This window comes from Oscillibacter sp. (genome assembly GCF_032060045.1).
Classification (GTDB): domain Bacteria; phylum Bacillota; class Clostridia; order Oscillospirales; family Oscillospiraceae; genus Oscillibacter.
Genome location: NZ_DAMBZJ010000001.1, coordinates 104,637 through 123,567, shown reverse-complemented (window position 1 = coordinate 123,567; position 18,931 = coordinate 104,637). Strand labels below are relative to the sequence as shown.

The 18,931-nt window shown below is 55.7% G+C and carries 12 protein-coding genes and 1 pseudogene; 5 read left to right on the top strand and 8 right to left on the bottom strand.

Annotated features, from left to right (window positions below):
- Positions 1-35: 35 nt before the first annotated feature.
- From glgD to RT018_RS00515, 4 genes are all read right to left on the bottom strand, one after another.
- Entirely contained in the window at positions 36-1,151 is a 1,116-nt protein-coding gene (glgD, locus tag RT018_RS00530) for a glucose-1-phosphate adenylyltransferase subunit GlgD (RefSeq protein ID WP_312938567.1), read from the bottom strand.
- Positions 1,148-2,356 (bottom strand): glucose-1-phosphate adenylyltransferase, encoded by a 1,209-nt coding sequence (locus tag RT018_RS00525; RefSeq protein ID WP_312938566.1) that lies wholly within the window; start codon positions 2,354-2,356, stop codon positions 1,148-1,150. Before RT018_RS00525 ends, glgD begins: the two co-directional genes overlap by 4 nt.
- 12 nt (positions 2,357-2,368) lie before the next feature.
- Complete coding sequence (gene glgB, locus RT018_RS00520; RefSeq protein ID WP_312938565.1) at positions 2,369-4,387, bottom strand: 1,4-alpha-glucan branching protein GlgB; 2,019 nt, start codon at positions 4,385-4,387, stop codon at positions 2,369-2,371.
- A 287-nt stretch (positions 4,388-4,674) separates the two neighbouring features.
- The gene (locus RT018_RS00515; protein ID WP_312938563.1) at positions 4,675-5,103 is read right to left on the bottom strand and encodes a hypothetical protein; all 429 of its coding nucleotides are present in this window, start codon (positions 5,101-5,103) and stop codon (positions 4,675-4,677) included.
- Positions 5,104-5,360: 257 nt separating this feature from the next.
- Here RT018_RS00515 and htpG point away from each other — a divergent pair, with 257 nt between their 5' ends.
- Both htpG and RT018_RS00505 read left to right on the top strand, forming a co-directional pair.
- Positions 5,361-7,253 (top strand): molecular chaperone HtpG, encoded by a 1,893-nt coding sequence (gene htpG, locus RT018_RS00510; RefSeq protein WP_312938562.1) that lies wholly within the window; start codon positions 5,361-5,363, stop codon positions 7,251-7,253.
- A 324-nt stretch (positions 7,254-7,577) separates the two neighbouring features.
- Positions 7,578-7,685, top strand: a pseudogene (locus tag RT018_RS00505) (AbrB/MazE/SpoVT family DNA-binding domain-containing protein); the annotation flags it as partial.
- A gap of 149 nt (positions 7,686-7,834) precedes the next feature.
- Here the strand turns inward: RT018_RS00505 and galE are convergent.
- Together galE and RT018_RS00495 are read right to left on the bottom strand one after the other, a co-directional pair.
- Positions 7,835-8,833, bottom strand: a complete 999-nt coding sequence (gene galE, locus RT018_RS00500; protein WP_312938561.1) for a UDP-glucose 4-epimerase GalE — start codon at positions 8,831-8,833, stop codon at positions 7,835-7,837.
- Positions 8,834-9,106: 273 nt separating this feature from the next.
- Positions 9,107-11,899: an S-layer homology domain-containing protein gene (locus RT018_RS00495; protein WP_312938560.1), complete on the bottom strand. Its 2,793-nt coding sequence runs from the start codon at positions 11,897-11,899 to the stop codon at positions 9,107-9,109.
- A gap of 431 nt (positions 11,900-12,330) precedes the next feature.
- Between RT018_RS00495 and RT018_RS00490 the strand changes: the two genes are divergently transcribed.
- The 3 genes from RT018_RS00490 (at position 12,331) to RT018_RS00480 (ending at position 17,527) form a co-directional block, all read left to right on the top strand.
- Positions 12,331-13,494, top strand: a complete 1,164-nt coding sequence (locus RT018_RS00490; protein ID WP_312938559.1) for a glycosyltransferase — start codon at positions 12,331-12,333, stop codon at positions 13,492-13,494.
- Between the two features lie 37 nt (positions 13,495-13,531).
- Positions 13,532-15,982, top strand: coding sequence for an O-antigen ligase family protein (locus RT018_RS00485; protein ID WP_312938558.1), 2,451 nt, complete (start codon positions 13,532-13,534; stop codon positions 15,980-15,982).
- A gap of 165 nt (positions 15,983-16,147) precedes the next feature.
- Complete coding sequence (locus tag RT018_RS00480; protein WP_312938557.1) at positions 16,148-17,527, top strand: undecaprenyl-phosphate glucose phosphotransferase; 1,380 nt, start codon at positions 16,148-16,150, stop codon at positions 17,525-17,527.
- 145 nt (positions 17,528-17,672) lie between these two features.
- Here RT018_RS00480 and RT018_RS00475 read toward each other — a convergent pair whose 3' ends face one another.
- Both RT018_RS00475 and RT018_RS00470 read right to left on the bottom strand, forming a co-directional pair.
- The gene (locus RT018_RS00475) at positions 17,673-17,795 is read right to left on the bottom strand and encodes a hypothetical protein (RefSeq protein ID WP_312938556.1); all 123 of its coding nucleotides are present in this window, start codon (positions 17,793-17,795) and stop codon (positions 17,673-17,675) included.
- Positions 17,792-18,544, bottom strand: coding sequence for a hypothetical protein (locus RT018_RS00470; protein ID WP_312938555.1), 753 nt, complete (start codon positions 18,542-18,544; stop codon positions 17,792-17,794). The genes RT018_RS00475 and RT018_RS00470 overlap by 4 nt, the downstream gene beginning before the upstream one ends.
- Positions 18,545-18,931 lie beyond the last annotated feature (387 nt).

Here is an 18,931-nt window from a genome sequence, read left to right as displayed (position 1 = left end):
CCCATGCTTCCAATCCGCCCGCAAGTGGGCGAACTTTACACCCGCGCGCCCTTGCTCACCACCAGCGGATAGGAGGAGTGCCCAATCAGCGTGCGGTCCGGAAGCACCTCCACCCGCTTGTCGGTGATGATATGGGCCAAATCCGCATTGCGGCGAATCACGGTGTCCTTAAACAATACGCAGTTGCGCACCCGCGCACCCTCTTCCACCACCACGCCGGGGAAGAGAATGGAGTTTTCCACGCCACCTTCCAACTTGCAGCCGTCACCAATTAGGGAATTGACGCACAGGCCCGCAGGCCCCGCGTAGGCGGAGGATTTGTCGGCGTTTTTTGCGCGGATGGGCCGCAGCGGCGTGAACAGCTCCGCCCGAATGGCGGGGTCCAGAAGCTGCATGCTCCGGTCGTAATACTCCTGCACGGAGCGAATTTGCGCGGCAAAGCCGGGCCAGATGAAGGAACGGATGTCCATCTCCCCCACCTTGGCCTGAAGGATGTCGTGCCGCCAGCTATACTGGTCGCGGCTGATGCACTGGTCCACCAGATCCACCAGCAGTTTCGTGGACAGGATGTACACCTCCAGCCCCCGGTAGCCCCGGGGCGTGTGCATCTGGTATAAGACCTCCCGCACCCGGCCCTCTCCGTCGGACTGGAAATAGGTTCCGTTGTCCACGGCGAAGCTGTCGTTCCCGCAGACAGTGGTAATGTCCGCGCCGGAGCGGACATGCCGGTCCAGCACCTCGGCAAGAGGGAGATTCACCACAAGGTCCCCCTCCATCAGCGCCACATGGTCCTGTCGGATGGACTGAAGATAGCTGCGTACCCCTGCCAGCGCCTCCATTTTTCCCCGAAATTCTCCGTAACCGCCGCCCGTCCGCTCATAGGCGAAGGGGGGAAGCAGCTTCAGTCCTCCCCGCTTGCGGCTGAGATCCCAGTTCTTTCCGCTGCCCAAGTGGTCAATCAGGCTTTGATACTGCCCGTGCAGCACCACACCAACATCCGTCACTCCGGCGTTCACCAAATTAGAAAGGCCGAAGTCAATGGCTCGATACCGTCCTGCAAAAGGGAGGGAAGACGCGGAGCGACCGGCGGTCAGTTCTTTTAAATCGTTTCGCCGCTCATAACAGAAGATAATTCCGTGTAGCCCGTTCATTTCGCCACCTCCTCGCCGCGTTCATCCAGCATGGCTTTGGGCGGAACGCTTCTCCCCGCCTCCAGCACGCAGCCGGGGGCCAGGACCGCAAGCCCCCACGAAAGGGGGGCCGCCTCCTCGGGCGACGCGCCTACGCGGCAGTTTTCGCCAATCACCGCGTCCTGCCCCACGATGGCATATTCCACCACGGCCCCAGCTTTCACAGTGGCGCCGGGCATCAGGACAGAATAGCTGACCCTTGCTCCCTCTTCCACCGTCACGCTGGCGGAAAGCACGGAATTTTCAACCGTTCCATCCAGATTTCCGCCCCGATTGAAAGCACTGTGACTCACCTTGGCGTGCTTAACCAGAAAGGCCGGGGGCAGGGAAAGGGACTGCGCATAAATCGGCCACGCCTCGTCCAGCAAATCAAGGCCTGATTCCGGGGAAAGCATATCCATATTGGCATCCCAGAGGGATTCCAGCGTCCCCACGTCTTTCCAATAGCCCTCAAAGCGATACGTCGCCATCTTTTCACCGTTTTGCAGCATGACGGGGATGACATTCTTTCCAAAGTCGTTTTCCGAAGTGCTGTTCTTTTCGTCCTCCTCCAGATAGGCCCGCAGGGTCTTCCAGCTAAAGACGTAAATGCCCATGGAGGCAAGATTGCTCTTGGGGTGCTTGGGCTTTTCCTCAAACTCCGTCACCATGCCGCCTGCGTCCACGTTCATGATGCCGAAGCGGGAAGCATCGCTCCATGGGACCTCCATCACGGAGATGGTGCAGGCCGCACCGGTTTCCTTGTGCCGCTCCACCATCCGGGAGTAATCCATTTTATAGATATGGTCGCCGGATAGAAGCACCACATATTCCGGATCATACCGGTTGACAAAAGCGATGTTTTGAAAAATGGCGTTTGCCGTGCCTTTATACCACGTGCCGCCCGCGGCAGACTGGTAGGGCGGCAGAATGTGGACGCCGCCAGTGCTGCTGTCCAAATCCCAGGTCTGGCCGTTGTCCACATACGCGTTCAGTTCCAGCGGGCGGTACTGGGTCAGCACGCCCACGGTGTCGATGCCGGAGTTTGCGCAGTTGGACAGGGGAAAGTCGATAATACGGTATTTCCCGCCGAAGGGGACCGCTGGCTTTGCCATTTCGCCGGTAAGCACGTACAGCCGGCTGCCCTGCCCGCCGGCCAGCAGCATGGCGAAGCACTCCTTTTTCATGCGTCTGCCTCCTTATGAGCCGGGTTTTTCAGCCGCGCGCGGCGCGGCCCTTCCCCCGGCGTTTTTTCTTTCCCCCCGCTCTGCCGACTTTTTTGCAGTGGACTTTTCAGCATCCGGGGATTTTTTTCGCCCCACGGTGTTTGCAGGTTTTTCCACGGCTTGTTTCTCCGCCCGGAGGAATACGCCCCCGAAGGGTGGAATGCGCAACACCACTGACTGCTCCCGTCCGTGGGAAGGGACCGCCTGTGTCTCCAAAGGCAAATCGTTTCCATAGCTTTCGCCACCAAACTCCGTTCCGTCGGTGTTGAATACTTCGGTATACCGCCCGCGCTCCGGCACGCCCACCCGATAATCAGGATAGGCGTTGGGCGAAAAATTCACCGCGCACAAAAGCGATTGCCCCTCGGAATCCCTGCGGAGAAAAACTACCACATTGTTGTGGCTGTCGTCCGGCACTAGCCACTGGAAGCCCTCCTGCCGGAAGTCCTCCTCCCACAGGGCCGGGGTGTTTTGATAAAACTGGTTGGCCGCCCGGAAAAACGCCTGAATTTTGCGGTTCGGCTCCTGCTTCAGCAGATACCAGTCCAGTTGGCCGTTTGCGTCCCACTCGTGCCACTGGCCCAGCTCCGGGCCCATAAACAGCAGCTTTTTTCCTGGATGAGCCAGAAAGTAGGCGTAAAACCCCCGGAGGGAGTGAAGCTGCGTCTCATAGTCCCCCGGCATCTTCCCCACCAGCGAACCTTTCATATGTACCACCTCGTCGTGGGATAAGGGGAGCATGTAATTTTCCGAAAACGCGTACATCATGGAAAAAGTGAGATCCTTGTGGTTGAACTGGCGGAAATAGGGATCCAGCTTTAAATAATGACATATGTCGTTCATCCAGCCCATATTCCATTTGAGATTGAAGCCAAGCCCTCCGTCCTCCGGCGGGCGGGTCACCAAAGGCCAAGCGGTGGATTCTTCCGCCACCATCAGCACGCCGGGGTTTACCGAAAAGGCCATCCGGTTCAGCGCCCGGAGAAATTCCACCGCTTCCAGATTCTCTCTCCCACCATCTTTGTTGGGCGTCCATTGTCCCGCAGGGCGGTCATAGTCCAGATATAGCATGGAGGCCACCGCATCCACCCGCAGACCGTCGATATGATAAACCTCCAGCCAGAAGCGGGCGGAGGAGAGGAGAAAGCTCACCACCTCCGGCCGTCCATAGTCGAACACGCGGGTACCCCACCCGGCATGCTCCCTCTTTTTCGGCTCGGCATATTCATAGCAGCAAGTTCCGTCAAACTCATACAGTCCCTGCTCATCCTTACAGAAATGGGCAGGAACCCAATCCAGAAGTACGGAAACGCCGTTTTCATGCATATGGTTCACAAACCACATAAAGTCCTCCGGCGTTCCGTACCGGGAGGTGGGCGCGAAATACCCGGTGCACTGATAGCCCCAGGAGTCGTCCAGCGGATGCTCCGTCACGGGCAACAGCTCCACCGCGTTATAGCCCATGTCGTTTACATAGGCGGCAAGTTCCCTTGCCATGGAACGGTAATCGTAAAAATCTCCATTTTCCCGCCTGCGCCAGGAGCCCAGATGCACCTCATACACGTTTAGCGGCCCGGTATATCCGGGGCAGTCCGCTTTTTCCTTCCGGAAGTCTCCGTCTGTCCACAAAAACCCCGAGAGGGCGTAAAGCTTGCTGGCGGTGGCGGGGCGGGTTTCCGTGTGGAAGCCATAGGGATCCGCCTTATAGCGAATCTTCCCATCCGCGCCGGTGACGGCGTATTTATACGCCGTGTACCGGGGCAGCGCCGGTACAAAGCCGACCCACGTCTCCCCCTCCCGCGTCAACGGAGCGGCGGAACTGTCCCATTCGTTGAAATCCCCCACCACGCCTATCGCCTTGGCATGGGGTGCCCAGACCCGGAAGCACCAGCCCTCCCGGCCCGCCTCCACGGCGGGATGAGCGCCAAGCCAAGTCCAGCCATCTGATAGCGTACCCGCATGAAACGCCAAGGCATGTCCGCTCTCCTCCATGTCCTCACTCCTCCCCGCCGGAAAATTTCTCCGTCGGCAGTTAATCGTTTTCGTGTGCACTGCGTGCGCCCAGTTTTTTCTTGCTTTAATTATACCCTAGGGCCTTGAGAGCGTCAAGAATGTGCCCTGTCGAAATCTAGGTTGTGCTTTCGTGGATTTAAACGACTTTTTAAAGAACGCACAGAAACTTTCGGGTTAATTTGTCTTTTCATACAAAATGATCTTCCGGTTCTATCCGTCCCAGAAAGCAACAGAGGACAGCCGCCAAAGACGGCCGTCCTCTGTATTCAGGTTTTTCCGCGGATTATAGCGCCGCACTTGGGGCAGGTGATCTCCACCTTGCCCTTGCCCGCCGGAACCCGGCAAATGGTTTTGCAGCTCTTGCAGGTGAAGTATTTATGCTCCGTGTCGGACCGGCGCTCTCTGGCGCTCTTGTGGCCATTGCGCAGGCTCCACCACAGCCGCAAAAAACGGCTGTTTTCCTCTCTGCGCTTGTAGAGGTTCTTGGAAAACATCCGGAATATCGCCCAGACCGCCAAGGCCATGGACGCCCAATAAAGCACCGCGCTCACCGCGTTCACCCGCCCCCGAAGAAAGGCGGAGACAATGTTCAGACCCAGCGAGGTCCAAATCGTCACCAGACCCAGCCGATCCGCGCCGTTTCGCCCGTACATCAGGCGGGCTATGCCGCCTCGCAGCCTCTGCACAAATCCCATAGAGGAAGGCTCCTTTTCAAAATAACATATCCCATTGGGGATTCAATCTATTCTACTCGTAATTTTTTCTCTTCACAACTCTTTCCGTTCGGAATTTACAATTTGGTTACTTCTTTTTCCGCTTTTAAGCTCCGCACGGGTTTTATTAAGACGTTTTGCGTTCATTTAACTATAATTTTGAAATTTGATATTCCATTTTCAACAGGGCGATGCTATAATGATATCGTTTTGATAAATGAAAAAGGAGTGTATCATCCATGGCAAAGAGACAATTCAAAGCGGAGTCCAAGCGGCTTCTTGATTTGATGGTGAACTCCATCTACACCCATCATGAGATTTTTTTACGGGAGATCATTTCCAACGCCAGCGACGCCTGTGACAAGCTATGCTACCGGGCGCTGACGGATCAGGACGTGGGCCTTGGGCGCAAGGATTTCAAAATTGAAATCAAAGCGGACAAGACCGGGCGCATTCTCACCGTGTCCGACAACGGCGTCGGCATGGACAAAGAGGACCTTGAGAGCAATCTGGGGGTCATCGCCTCCTCTGGCACCTTTCAGTTTCGGCAGGAGGTGGGGGACGACGCCAAAAATGCCGACGTCATTGGCCAGTTCGGCGTGGGCTTCTACTCCGCGTTTATGGTGGCCGACCACATTTCGGTGATGACCAGGAAATACGGCTCCGACGCGGCATATCTTTGGCAGTCTTCTGGCGCGGATGGGTACACCGTCACAGAGTGCGAACGAGAGAGCTTCGGCACCGACGTGATTATGCACCTGCGCCCCGACACAGACGACGAAAAATTCAGTGAATTTCTCGAGGGCTGGCGTCTTCAGGAACTGGTGCGCAAATACTCCGATTACATCCGCTTCCCCATCCGCATGGAGGTAAGCAAAACCCGCAAAAAGGAAGATTCTCCCGAGGACCACCCGGAGTATGAAACCTATTCGGAGGTGGAAACCCTCAACTCCATGGTCCCTCTTTGGCAGCGGCAGAAATCCAAGGTGAAAAAAGAAGAATACGACAAGTTCTACCGAGACAAATTCAACGATTACGCAGAGCCGCAGCGGGTAATTTCCGTGTCCGCCGAAGGAGCGGTAACCTATCGTGCGCTGCTGTTTGTTCCCTCCCAGCAGCCTTTCAACTATTACTCTAAGGACTTCGAGGCGGGCTTGCAGCTCTATTCCAACGGCGTGCTGATTATGGAAAAGTGCGCCGATCTGCTACCGGAGCACTTTCGCTTCGTCCGGGGCGTGGTGGACTCCGCCGACCTGAGCCTGAACATCTCCCGGGAGTTGTTGCAACACGACCGGCAATTAAAAGTCATCGCCGCCAATCTGGACAAGAAAGTCCGGGCGGACCTTCAGAAAATGATGAAGGACGAGCCGGAGGAATACGCAAAGTTGTGGAAAAACTTCGGCCGCCAGTTGAAATTTGGAGTAGTGTCCGACTACGGCGCAAAGAAAGATGAGCTTCAGGACCTGTTGCTGTTTTACTCCTCCACAGAGAAAAAGCCCGTATCTCTTTCGGATTATGTCTCCCGCATGGCGGAGGGGCAGGAAAGCATTTACTATGCCGCAGGCGAAACGGTGGAAGCCATCGACCGCCTGCCCCAGCTCGAAGCCCTTAAGGACGCGGGGACGGAGATTTTGTATTTCACCGAGGAAGTGGACGAATTCGCCGTACAGGCACTGATGACTTATCAGGAAAAAAAGTTCCTCTCCGCCCTCTCCGGCGAGGCCGCGCCCAAGGCAGAAAGCGAGGAAACGCCCGAAGAAACTGCGTCCGACGACCACAAAGCCGTGTTCGACTTTGTGAAGGAAGCACTGGGAGAGCAGGTGAAGGAGGTCAAGTCTTCTAAAATTCTGAAATCCCATCCCGTCTGCCTTACCGCCGGACCGGGCCTGAGTTTTGAGATGGAGAAATATTTTTCCGCCGTGCAACCGGAGCAGAAGCTGAAAGCAGACCGCATTTTGGAATTGAACGCGTCTCACGCCATTTTTGCCGCTCTGGAAAAGGCCATAACGGAAGACCCGGAAAAGGCGAAGAAATACGCTGCCCTCCTGTTCAATCAGGCCCTGCTTATCGCGGGATTGCCTCTTGAAGATCCTTCGGGCTACACGGACCTTGTGTGTGAGTTGCTGGTTTAATTTATCAAAAATACGTACCGCAACGGTTTATTCCGTTGCGGTACGTAAGGTACGAAGCCTGAACCTACTAAAAATCTCATATTCAAGCGTTCGTTAACTGCGCTTCCATCCATGTGCCATGCCGCACATGGATGGAAGCCTTTTCTTTTCATCTTACCACGGTATCTCTTATCTTTTTACATGGAACTTACCACTTGTCTTTGCAGATTTTTTTAAATCAGAGTGTATTTCCAGACAGTTCCAGTAAATCCATCCGCATAGGGAAACAAATCCTGCGGATACTATGGCCACCTGTCCAAATGATGCCTTAGGAGGAATTTATAGATGAAAGCAACTGGAATTGTACGCCGCATTGACGATCTGGGCCGAGTGGTCATCCCAAAGGAGATTCGCCGCACCATGCGTATCCGGGAAGGTGACCCATTATTGATAACATTGACGCAATGGCAGCGGTTTTGCAAAGGATTACTGGCCCTCTCCCGGCGGATGGGACTTTTGAGTACATAACGCTCCCAAAAACAGCAAGTGCATCCATCCGGGCCGGTCGTTTTTAAAACGACCGGCCCAGCTTTTTATTCGCTTTAGTCACAGCCCTGTTCGTAACCGTCCGGGTGGGTACGGTGCCAATCCCACGCTGTTTGCAGGATAGCACACAAATCGCCATACTCCGGCACCCAGCCCAGCACCACCCGCGCCCGGTCCGCCAAAGCCACCAGCCGGGCGGGGTCCCCTGCCCGGCGGGGGCGAATCCGGGCGGGAATCGAGTGCCCGGTGACGCGGCGGGCCTCCTCCAATACCTGCCTGACAGAAAAGCCCGCACCGCTGCCCAGATTAAACGCATCGCTCTCCCCGCCTGCCGCTAGATAGTTCAGCGCCAGAATGTGGGCCCGCGCCAAATCACAGACGTGCACATAGTCCCGGATGCAAGTACCGTCCGGGGTGGGATAGTCGTCCCCAAAGATCGAAATTTGTTCTCTGCTGCCGTTTGCCACTTGCAAAATCAAGGGAATCAAATGCGTTTCCGGGTCATGGGCCTCGCCCATGGCCCCACCGGGCTGCGCGCCGCAGGCGTTGAAATACCGCAGGGCGGCGTAGCGTAGGCCGTGGGCCTGCGCCGCCCATTTCATCATCCGCTCTATGGCGAGTTTTGTGTCGCCGTAACAATTGGTGGGAATCGTCCGATCTGTTTCGGAAATGGGAACTCGCTCCGGCTCGCCATACACGGCAGCGGAGGAGGAAAACACGATGTCACGCACGCCGTGGGACGTCATACTCTCCAGTAGGACGCGGGTCCCCCCCAGATTGTTATCGTAATACCGCAGGGGCGCACTCATGCTCTCTCCCACAAGGGAGCTGGCGGCAAAGTGAATCACCCCGTCAATTTGCTCCCGCTCAAACAGAGAATCACAAAAGCTCCGATCCCGAATATCGCCCTGATAAAACCGGGCCGCGGGGGGTACCGCCGCCCGGAATCCGGTTTTTAGACTGTCAGCCACCACCACGTCCCGCCCCGCGTTTAAAAGGGCCAGCGCCGTGTGAGAGCCGATATAGCCCGCGCCCCCCAACACCAAAATTGCCATTGCTTCTTCCTCCGTTTCACCTGCGCGGCCACGCATAAATGGCGCGGCGGCCCCCGAGTGGGCGCAGGCGGATCATACCGTTTTTTCCCGAATATTGTATCATGTTTTTTGGAGCAAGGAAAGCCCCGATAAAAGTTAGCAAACTGTGCTCAGCGTGGAGAAGTTTTATGGGGCTAAAGGTGTTGCCCAGCAAAGCATGGCGCAAAAAAAGCCCGCCCCGAAAGGGGCGGGCCTTTTTGCTAAGTCAGGATCTAAGATTACTGTGGCAATTAATTACTTAACAGCGACAACAGCAACCGCAGAAACCCGCAGATAGTCATCCGCAGAAGTCTTGTTGTTCATCACGATGACCAACTCAACCTCATCATCGGAAGCAGTGCGATCCTCAGCCTTCAGATAGTCATAGACATCCTTCAGAGAAGAGAAGCCCTTATCCTTCAGATCAGCGAACTGAGCACCGGAGGTCTTCAGAACGCTACCAGCCTCGATATAGAACTTGTCGCGAGTACCGTCCGCATTGGAATCGTACTTGTCATAGCCATCCATATCGAAAACACTAACAGTCGCAGTGCCATAGGGAGAGCCCGCGGTATTATCAGTACCGTTAATACCGTAGATCAGGCTCTTGTTGGCGGTATCAATGTTCGCCTTGGTCAGTGTCAGCTTGAAAGCAGAAGTAGCAGCATCAGTCTTGGTGACTGCGCTCAGCTTGTAAGTGCCATCAGCCTTCTCAGCATAGGTTGCAAAGCGGCCAGCAGACAGATTGTCGGTGGAGGTGTAGTCATCCTCAGCACCATCAACCCACACATGGTAGTTGTAAGTGCGGACACCATCAACAACAGAATCGCCCTTGACAGACTCAATATACAGAACCTTGTCGGAAACAGCGTCGGAGGAGGTGGTCTTGACCACAACAGCCTCAACAGCGCCGTCCTTGTTGATCAGCATCTGAGCGGCATCAGCATTCAGTTTATTATTATAGCTCGTCATCTTCAGCTCGGCCTGGGTTACGTTAGCAAGGCCGTTCTTCACAAAGACGCTCTTCACAGTGCTGTCACTATCGAAGTCCACAAAGATAGTCTTCACACCGGAAGCAATTCTGTAAAGAGTACCATCGGTAGCCTTCACAGTGGAAGCCCCAGTCTTAATCTCATCAGCAGTATCAACAGCCACATAGCCCTTGGTGGCATTCGTAGCCGGCTTCAGAATGGGATTGGTATCAGTGCCCTGAGCAACCACTTCATAGTCAGTGTTGGTCTTGCCGCTGGTCTTATATTTGATCAAATCGCCGTACAGATCATTCTTAGGCTCGGCGCTACCAACATTGATGGAAACCTCATTGCCGGACATATCCCAGCCGGTCAGAGTGTACACCAGCTTGCCGTTAACCAGAGTCTGATAGCTGTCGCCATAGACCATGAAGTCGTCAGTCGTACCGGCATCCTCAATGTAGGTGGCATAGCCATAGGCATCCAGATACAGGGTAACGTCCTTCTTGGTAGAAGAAATGCTGGAAGCGTTCAGGTCAGCAAAGTCAGTGTCGCGGATAGCGGCCAGCTTGTAAGCGGTGCCGCCAACGGTGACGCCGTTGACCTTGTTGCTGTCGTTACGGGTAATGGCAGTCAGCGCACCGGTAACCACCTGAGGAGCCTTCGCACTGTAAGCATCCTTTGTGGCGTTGTTGCCAGTGTAGGTAATCAGCATGTAATCGCCAGACTTGCTGCCCTTCAGATCGGCAAACGCATCGTCGTCGTCGCTGATAGAGGTGATCGTCTGGAAATACTTATTGTTGCTAACAGGATCTCTGCCGGTATCATCCTTCTCAGAAATCTCGCCCACGTCTTCCAGCTGCTTCACGGTGATGGTCTTGCTGGAAACGGTGTTGACTTCCATCAACTGAGCGCGGATGACCACAATGTTAGAGATAACGTCCGCGTTGTTGTCGTCCACATAGATCTCAACCACAATGCCGTTGCCGGTCAGGTTGACCAGCTTCTTAGCCAGAGCCTCAGTGTCGTTGAGCTTCACAGCGTCTTCCAGATCTTTTTCGTTGAAGTACTTAGTGCCCTGATCATTATCATTGATGGTCACCTTGGTGCTCTCGTAGACCTTGTAGCCGTCCAGACCCATATCCTTGACCTTGTCCTTGTTGGTGTCGCCGGAAGGAGCAGCGGTAAAGGTGAAGTCAGCCACCTTGGCAAACTCGTCGATGGTGACGTTCTTGTAAGCCCAGCGAGTAGCGGGACGGCCAAAGTCGGTGGTGGTGTCGGTCAGCTGCTTCAGGTCAGTGAAGTGCTGCTCGGCAAACTGCATCAGGCCATCCTTGCCATTTTTCTCAACATTGGTCATCCGGATGTTGCCGTCGGTGTTGCTCTTGTTTTCAACGTTGGAGTGGTCCTTGGTGCCGACAACCACGTTGATGTCCTTGCCGGTGACGCTGATATCATTGCCCTTGTACTCCACCTTGGTGGCCTTCAGGGTGTTCAGCGCCAGCTGGCAGGCCTGCTCACGGGTCACGCCGGCGTTGCCGGAGAAGGGAGTCAGGAAGTCGTCATACAGGCCGGCAACAGAGCCGACAGAAGCGACCTTCATGGTCCAGCCGGAGCCGGAGAAGCCCTCGATGTCGCCCTTGTAGCCCAGAGCGCCCAGCAGCATCTTCGCGAAAGCGAAGCCGGTCAGGGCGCCGGTGGGACGGAAGGTACCGTCAGAGTAGCCGTTGATGTAGCCGGCAGTCTTGCAGTAAGAGATGACTGCGGCAAAGGTATTGGTCACGGGCACATCCTTGTAAGGAGCGGCTGCGACCTGCAGGGAAGCGGCGGCCTCGGAGCCGATCATCAGAGAAACGATGATCTTGGCGGCGGCGCCGCGGGTCAGAGCCCCGGTGGGCTTGAAGTCGCCGCCCTCATAGCCGGTGATGATACCGATCTTGTTGAGAACCGCAACTGCTTCCTCGTACTGAACTTCACTCTTGTCGGTGAAGTCCTTGTACTCGGTGGCACCGGCGCCGATGGTGACCAAAGACATGGTCATAACCAGCGCCATTACCAGAGAAAGGAACTTCTTCATGGATTTTCCTCCTTAAAAATTTGCCGCTTTCGCCGAAGTCCGCGTCCGGGACACACGCCGGTCCCCTAAACCGTTGGTTTCGGGACCTGCGCTATCGCCTTGCACAGATCCGGTTTCCGCGACATGAATGTTGAACGTCCGAATGAGTCTTTCTTCGCCCGGCGCACATACCGTGGCTAGCCGGTCCCGTATCTGCTCCGGGAAAGGAGAGCCCCCCTCGTTTGTTCATTCTGGATTCTAGCAGATATTTTTTGACGGCGCAATAGCTTTGCGCATTTGTAACAATCTTGTAACACAGCCGCCGCAGGTGGATTTTCCCTGCGGACGGAAAGTAAATTCTTCATTTCACCCAATCCCACTTGAATAAACGAGACAAGTCAAATATAATAGAGTTTTGTAAGAAAGCCCCGAAACGCCGAAGGGAGGCCGCCGTGTCCGAAGCCGTACTGTTTACCGCGTCTACATATTCTCACTTTTATAATTTCCACCGACCCTATCTGGCGGCGTTCCGCAGCCTTGGGTGGGAGGTTCACATTGCCTGTGGGGGAAAAAGCATGGCAATTCCGGAAGCAGACCGGGTAATTCCGCTTCCTTTTGAAAAAAGAATGACCGCTCCGGCCAATTTCCGTGCTCAGGTGCTTCTGCGCCGCGCCATGGAGGAGACGCAATACAGCCTTGTGGTGGCCCACACGTCTTTGGCCGCATTTTTTACCCGCCGCGCGGCGGCGGGCTTAAGCGGGCGCAGGCCCCCCCTTGTCACCGTGGCCCACGGGTATTTATTTGATAATACGACAGCACCCCTCAAGCGGGAAATTCTCCTCGCGGCGGAGCGACTCACCGCTCCCCAGACCGACCTGCTTTTGACCATGAACCAATGGGACTATGAGCTGGCACGGAAAAAGAAGCTGGGACGGCGGGTGGAGAACGTTCCCGGCATGGGCGTGGATTTCTCCCGGCTGGAGGGCCGGGAGACCGACGGCGCTGCGCTGCGGCGGGAGCTGGGGCTTGGCTCGGATGAGCTTCTCGCAGTTTACGCGGCGGAATTTTCCGCCCGGAAGTCTCAGTCCATGCTGCTCCGGGCCATGGCGCTGCTGCCGGAGCGGGTGAAACTGGCCTTGCCCGGACAGGGCGCGCTGCTGGAAGAATGCAAAGCGCTTGCAACGCATCTGGGCGTTGAACGTCGGGTATTTTTTCCAGGTTCGGAGCCGGACATGCCCCGGTGGTACGCCGCCGCTGATCTGGCCGTTTCCGCCAGCCGGTCGGAGGGATTACCTTTTAATGTAATGGAAGCCATGTACGCCGGGCTTCCGGTGACGGCCAGCGCGGTGAAGGGGCACACGGATTTGCTCGTCCGGGGCGGTGGACTACTGTACCCTTACGGGGATGCGGCGGCTTGCGCCGCGCAGCTTCTCCGCTTAACGGAGGATATCGACCTGCGCCAAGAGTTGGGGGCGCAGGCTCATGAAGCAGCCTTGCCCTATGGGCTGGGGCAGGTTTTACCCCAGGTGATGGAAACATACCTCTCCGTCCTGCCCGGCGGGGCGGAGCAAACGCCCGTTTTTGCGGGAACGGCCGAACACGCCGCCACGCGGTAATTGCATAATATTAAACGCAGAACCGGAGGTCTGATAGATGAAAAACACAAAGAAGAATCCCCTGCTTTACGCGCCGGGCGCAGAGGGCGCGCTGCCAGAGGAGCTTTGCAACCGGAGGAGTCTGGCCCTGTTTATCGGGGGACTGTTTCTGCTGGTGACGCTCACCGCGCAGGAGTCCGTGACAACGCTGTGTATTCTGTTGGCGCTGGGAGCATTGCTGACGGCAGCTTTGCTGCGTAAGCGGCCCATAGCTCCTGGTCTTGGGTTTCTTTTTCTTGCGGTGACGCTGTATGTGCTGTGGGCGGGCATATCCTGCTTTCGCAGTCCATACCCCGTGCTGGCTTTAAAGGAATTTGTAAAGATTCTGGCGGGATTTTTGCTGTTTTTGCTGGCTGTCTTTACCGCCGGAAGCGGAAAAAACGCGGGACGAAATGCTATTTCCGCCGTCTCCGCCATCTCCGCTCTGTTTTCTTTTTTAAGTATTGATTTGGTATCCACCCACTGGTTTTCCGGTGTATTTCGCGCCATTGTGGAGACGTTTACGCAGGATTACAGCGTCAATTCCGGCCTTGAGACGGGAACCCGGATCAACTCCCTTCTAGCCGACGGCAACACCTTTGCCAGTGTAACAGGACTGGGCGTGCTCTTGGCGCTGGGACTGGTCCTGAGCAGTCACGGGCGGGAGCGAGCGTTTCATACGGTGTGTCTGTTTCTCTCGGCGCTTGGTTTCGTGCTGGCCTTCAGCCTTGGCGCCGTGGGTTTTATTGCCGCTGCGTTCGTGCTGTTTTTGTTGGCAGTGCCCAAGGGAGAAAAACTCTCCGCCGCCGTTTTAATGGTGGAGACGCTGGTGGTCACCATGCTTGGGGTTGTGGCAGTTTATGTTTCCGTGTTTGACGGGACAAAGCAATTTTCCCTCATTCCCCTTCTGGCGGCGCTGGTGGGATCTACTGGTCTCGCTGCGCTGGACGGCTTCTTATCCCAGAAAATCTGCACGACCCTTTCCCGCCACAGAGTGCTGTCTCTCGGTGCCGCCGCGGCGCTGCTGCTCTGCGGGGCCGTATACGGGGTCTTGGCGTTTCGCCTCACCGGCCCTGCCACTCTGGCGCCGGGCGAGGTTTTGAACCGGGCGGCAGACCTTTCCGCCGGAGCGTACACCCTTTCCACCGCAAGCAGCGGAAATACTGTTGTGCATGTCACGGCCCAGAACGAAACCGACTTAATTCTCCACACCTCGACCGTGCTTTACGACGGTGTATCGGACGGTGCAGCCTTCACCGTGCCGGAGGGGACCGAAGCGGTCTGGTTTGCCGTCTCCCTGCCCGAGGGCGGGACGGTGGAACAACTTTCCTATACCGGGTCGGAGGACGGAAGCCTGAAACTCCATTACAGACTGTTGCCCGGCTTCATGGCGAATCGGCTTCAGGGCCTTTGGGCCAATCAGAACTCCGTTCAGCGGACGGAATTCTGGCGGGACGGCCTACGCATTTGGGAAAAATCTCCGCTGCTGGGCGAGGGACTGGGTGCGGTGGAAGCAGGGCTTTACTCCGTCGCTCGGTTTGAGTACCAAAGCCGGTACGTCCACAACCATTACGTTCAAACGCTGGCGGACGCCGGTATCATCGGCCTTGTTTTGTTCGCCGGCGTGTTGGCCTCCTCTTTTGGGACGGCGCTGGCAGGACGGAAGCGGGGTGCGCCGCTGGCTCCCGCACTGTTTGCAGCAACCGGGTTTGCCTCCCTTCAGGCAGTCAACCAGGCGGCGTTTTCTCTCAGCTCGTTTTTGTCTCTGATGTTCTGCATCTGGGCGGGAATCAGTGTTCACTGTACGCAGACCGCCCCGGGAGCCGCCAAGGCCCCCGCCATGGAAGCTGCTGTGGCTGTGGAGTCAAGGGCGAAGAGATCCGCCGCCAAACCCAATATCGGAAATGTGCAGCTTCCTCCTTCAAAAGGCTGGACAGCCTGCAAGGCTCTGCTGTTATCCGCCCTTGCAATTACAACGGTCTGGAGTGGGCTTCTCCTCAACCATCTGCGGGTAGACAATGACATGATGTTCGGTCAGGGCACTGTTTTCCAGCGGCTTGACAGAGCCATCCGAAGCGACCCCTTCAGTCGTCAGGACTCCACGCAGGCCTACATTTATTATAGCGACCAGTCCGACGACGAATCGGTTCAAAATCAGGCCGGACTGTATGCCTCGACCTATACCCGGCCCGGAAATACGGACCCGGACTTTCTAGCCGAGTACTTTTTTGACCACCACATTCCCCAAAGTGCGTTTACCTCTCTTTCCCGCCATCTGGCATTCAACCGGGCCAGGACAGGGGCGTGGCAATATGCGCTTACGCTCTTGGCGGAGCAGGACGACGGTACGCCGGAATTCCGGGAGTTGTCATTGGGCATTGCGGCGCAGCTTCAGGCAGCAAATAACTATCTTCTCCAGCCCATCACCCTGTACGGCCGGGCCCAGACCTATTTGGACTCTCTTCAATAACGCCCTCAGTTTCCTGGTATCTTTTAAAAGTGGCCGCCTTCCAATTGGAAGGCGGCCACTTTCCATTTCCCTTGGGAAACCGGAGTGCCGACGCCGGTTGACAGAAGTTCGCTTCCGGGGTACAATCAAATGCGCGTAAAATGTCTATTTCGGGAGGATTTCGGAATGATTAAGGAGAACCAGCGGCTGCTGAACCAATTGCACGTCCTGTCTGACGGTGTGTTGGTGTTTGTCTCCATGCTGCTGGCCTATTGGGTGCGTTTTTCTCTTATGGGCGGCATTGAGGGGATCCCATTTTTCTATTATGTGGCATTGGGCGGAACGGCTGCTGCGCTGTGTCTGCTGAGCTACGCCATGGCGGGGCTGTACGAGTCCTATCGATCCATCCGGTTCCACCGGGAGGCGGCGCGGCTTTTAAGCGTCACCGCCATGGATACCGCGCTGTTGGTGGCCATCCTGTTTGTGTTTCATTTGAACAATATGTCCCGCTGGACGCTGGTTTTGTTTTTCTGCTTTACAAGTGGGCTACTTTTGATGAAGCGGGCTTTTTTGCGGCTTTTGTTGCGCCGCTTTCGGGCCAAAGGTTATAATCTCAAGCATATCGTGCTGGTAGGCAGCGGCCCAGCGGCGGAAAATTATCTGAAAAAGGTGGCGGCGCAAAAAAACCTTGGTTTTCTGGTGGACGGTGTGGTCTGCGACGGCGGACCTTGGGGCGTGCTTCCCCTTTTGGGCAGCTATGACCAGTTGGAGGAGCTGCTCAATCAGCGCAAGCCGGACGAAGTGGTGCTGGCAATTCCGGGGGCGGACAACGGGAGGATGCCAAGTTTGATTTCCGTCTGCGAAAAAACCGGCACGAAAGTATCCATCATTCCCTTCTATGCGGCGCATCTGCCCAGCAATCCGCAGGTGGACAATCTAGACGGACTGCCTCTCATCAATCTGCGGCGGATTCCGCTGGACAATCTGGGCAACGCCTTTTTAAAAAGGGCGGAGGACATCTGCGGCGCGCTGATTTTGATTATTCTGACTTCCCCTTTGATGGTATTTGCCGCCATTGGCGTGAAGCTTAGCTCCCCGGGTCCCATTTTGTTCCGGCAGGAGCGGGTAGGGCGCAACAAAAGGCCCTTCAAGATGTACAAATTCCGCTCTATGCGGGTCAACGCAAAGGAAGCCACCGGCTGGAGCACCAATGCCGACCCTCGAAAAACCCGCTTTGGCTCTTTGATCCGCAAGCTTTCCATTGACGAGTTGCCCCAGTTTTTTAATGTCCTCAGAGGCGACATGTCTCTGGTGGGCCCCCGTCCGGAAGTTCCCCACTTTGTGGAGCAGTTTCGGGAGAATATCCCCCGCTATATGGTCAAGCATCAAGTGCGCCCCGGTATCACCGGCTGGGCGCAGGTCTGCGGCTTCCGAGGGGACACGTCAATCGAGGGCCGTATCGAGCACGATCTTTATTACATTGAAAATTGGAGTCTTCTGTTCGATGTGAAAATTCTGCTGATGACCGTGTTTCGCGCGGTGAACGGTGAAAAGCTGAAAACCTGAAAACCTGACGGTGCTTTCTTTGCCGGCCCTTCGCGCGAGTTTGGCCCCGCCCTATTTTGCCCACAAAGAGGGGCGGTCCGCATTGCGCGGACCGCCCCTCTTTATTAGAAAGCCCCGTTCCTTTTGGAGCGGGGCTTTCCGGTTTTTATTCTTCCGAAGCTTCTTCCTGCGCGGGCGTGGACATAACCTCGAAGAAATTTTCCGGAACTTCTTTTTCCAGCAGGGTCTGCGTGCCATCGGCGGCCACGTTTAAGACTGCAATTTTCACAATTTCACCCCCAGCATCACGATGCGGCTTCCCGCTGCCAGCGGCTGATAGGCGTTAAAATTCAGATTAGAGTACTGGATTCGCTGTTTTAGAGTTGCATTACAATAACTCAAGTAGTTTAACGACGGACCACTGGTACTTCCGTCCGGCGCACCGAACCAATTTAGCACAAAGCCGAGCCGGGTATAGGGAATACGGGCTCCAAACGAAGACCCTCCCGAATCAATATATACCCCGCCCAGAGTGGATTGAATGTTGTACCCGGACCCGTTGAAGTAATAATAGCTCGAGGAGCCCCGGTCCTCGTCCAACGTCAGTTCCACCCGGGATGTGTAGGTCACGGCCTTTAATCTAGCATAAAACACTACCTCAGCGTAAGCCGCCCAGTCAATTCCCTGAAGGGAAAGATTGACCTGATTGGCGTCATGGGCAAGGGTTACATCTGCCAGGCGGGCAATGGGATTTGTGGCAATGATGCTGCTTTGCAGGGCCGCATCCGCACTTTTGCGCGCAAACTCTTCTGCTGCGTCCGCATTTCTGCGCGCTGCTTCTTCGGTCGTATCCGCACTTATGCGCGCGAACTCTTCCGCGGCAGCTCCCGCTTCGCGGGTGGCTTTTTCCACCGATATTGCAGCGGCGTTTGCCGCCAGTGCCGCGTCGATTTTGGCATTGTCGGCGTTGAAATCATCCATCAGAATGCGGTCCGTTTTTTTCCAGCGACTGAGCTGGTATTGTTCTGTTCGGTCCAAAAAAGTTCCTCCTTTGTCTTCGGCGTTTGCTTGCCATATTCTCACGCCGGATTTGTGTCGCTGCGGGTCTGCCCCGTCGCGTTTTTTAAGCCCATCCGCCACCAAAAAATTACTTATATTGCAGAGAATTAAAAATGGGCCTTATTCTCACATCTTTTAAGAAGGATTCATGTACGTCTGCGTACACGACGCCTGTAAAATTTTCACGAATTTGTTGCCAGACAAGAAAGAGTCGTGAGGAGAACTTCCTCACGGCTCTTTCTTTTTTCGTGCCATACAGCTTTCTGCACGGGCTTCCAATTGTCCCAGACGCTTTCGGTTGTGACAAAGAAGGTCGCTGGTGGCGTCGATCAGACTTTGCTCGCCGGACTGGAATACCGCCACAAG

Excerpts from the sequence above, each read along its gene's own strand:
- RT018_RS00515 (WP_312938563.1), bottom strand. The coding sequence starts at position 5,103 with ATGGGATTTGTGCAGAGGCTGCGAGGCGGCATAGCCCGCCTGATGTAC.
- glgD (WP_312938567.1), bottom strand. The coding sequence starts at position 1,151 with ATGAACGGGCTACACGGAATTATCTTCTGTTATGAGCGGCGAAACGAT.
- RT018_RS00495 (WP_312938560.1), bottom strand. The coding sequence starts at position 11,899 with ATGAAGAAGTTCCTTTCTCTGGTAATGGCGCTGGTTATGACCATGTCT.
- glgB (WP_312938565.1), bottom strand. The coding sequence starts at position 4,387 with ATGGAGGAGAGCGGACATGCCTTGGCGTTTCATGCGGGTACGCTATCA.
- RT018_RS00480 (WP_312938557.1), top strand. The coding sequence starts at position 16,148 with ATGATTAAGGAGAACCAGCGGCTGCTGAACCAATTGCACGTCCTGTCT.
- RT018_RS00525 (WP_312938566.1), bottom strand. The coding sequence starts at position 2,356 with ATGAAAAAGGAGTGCTTCGCCATGCTGCTGGCCGGCGGGCAGGGCAGC.
- RT018_RS00485 (WP_312938558.1), top strand. The coding sequence starts at position 13,532 with ATGAAAAACACAAAGAAGAATCCCCTGCTTTACGCGCCGGGCGCAGAG.
- htpG (WP_312938562.1), top strand. The coding sequence starts at position 5,361 with ATGGCAAAGAGACAATTCAAAGCGGAGTCCAAGCGGCTTCTTGATTTG.
- galE (WP_312938561.1), bottom strand. The coding sequence starts at position 8,833 with ATGGCAATTTTGGTGTTGGGGGGCGCGGGCTATATCGGCTCTCACACG.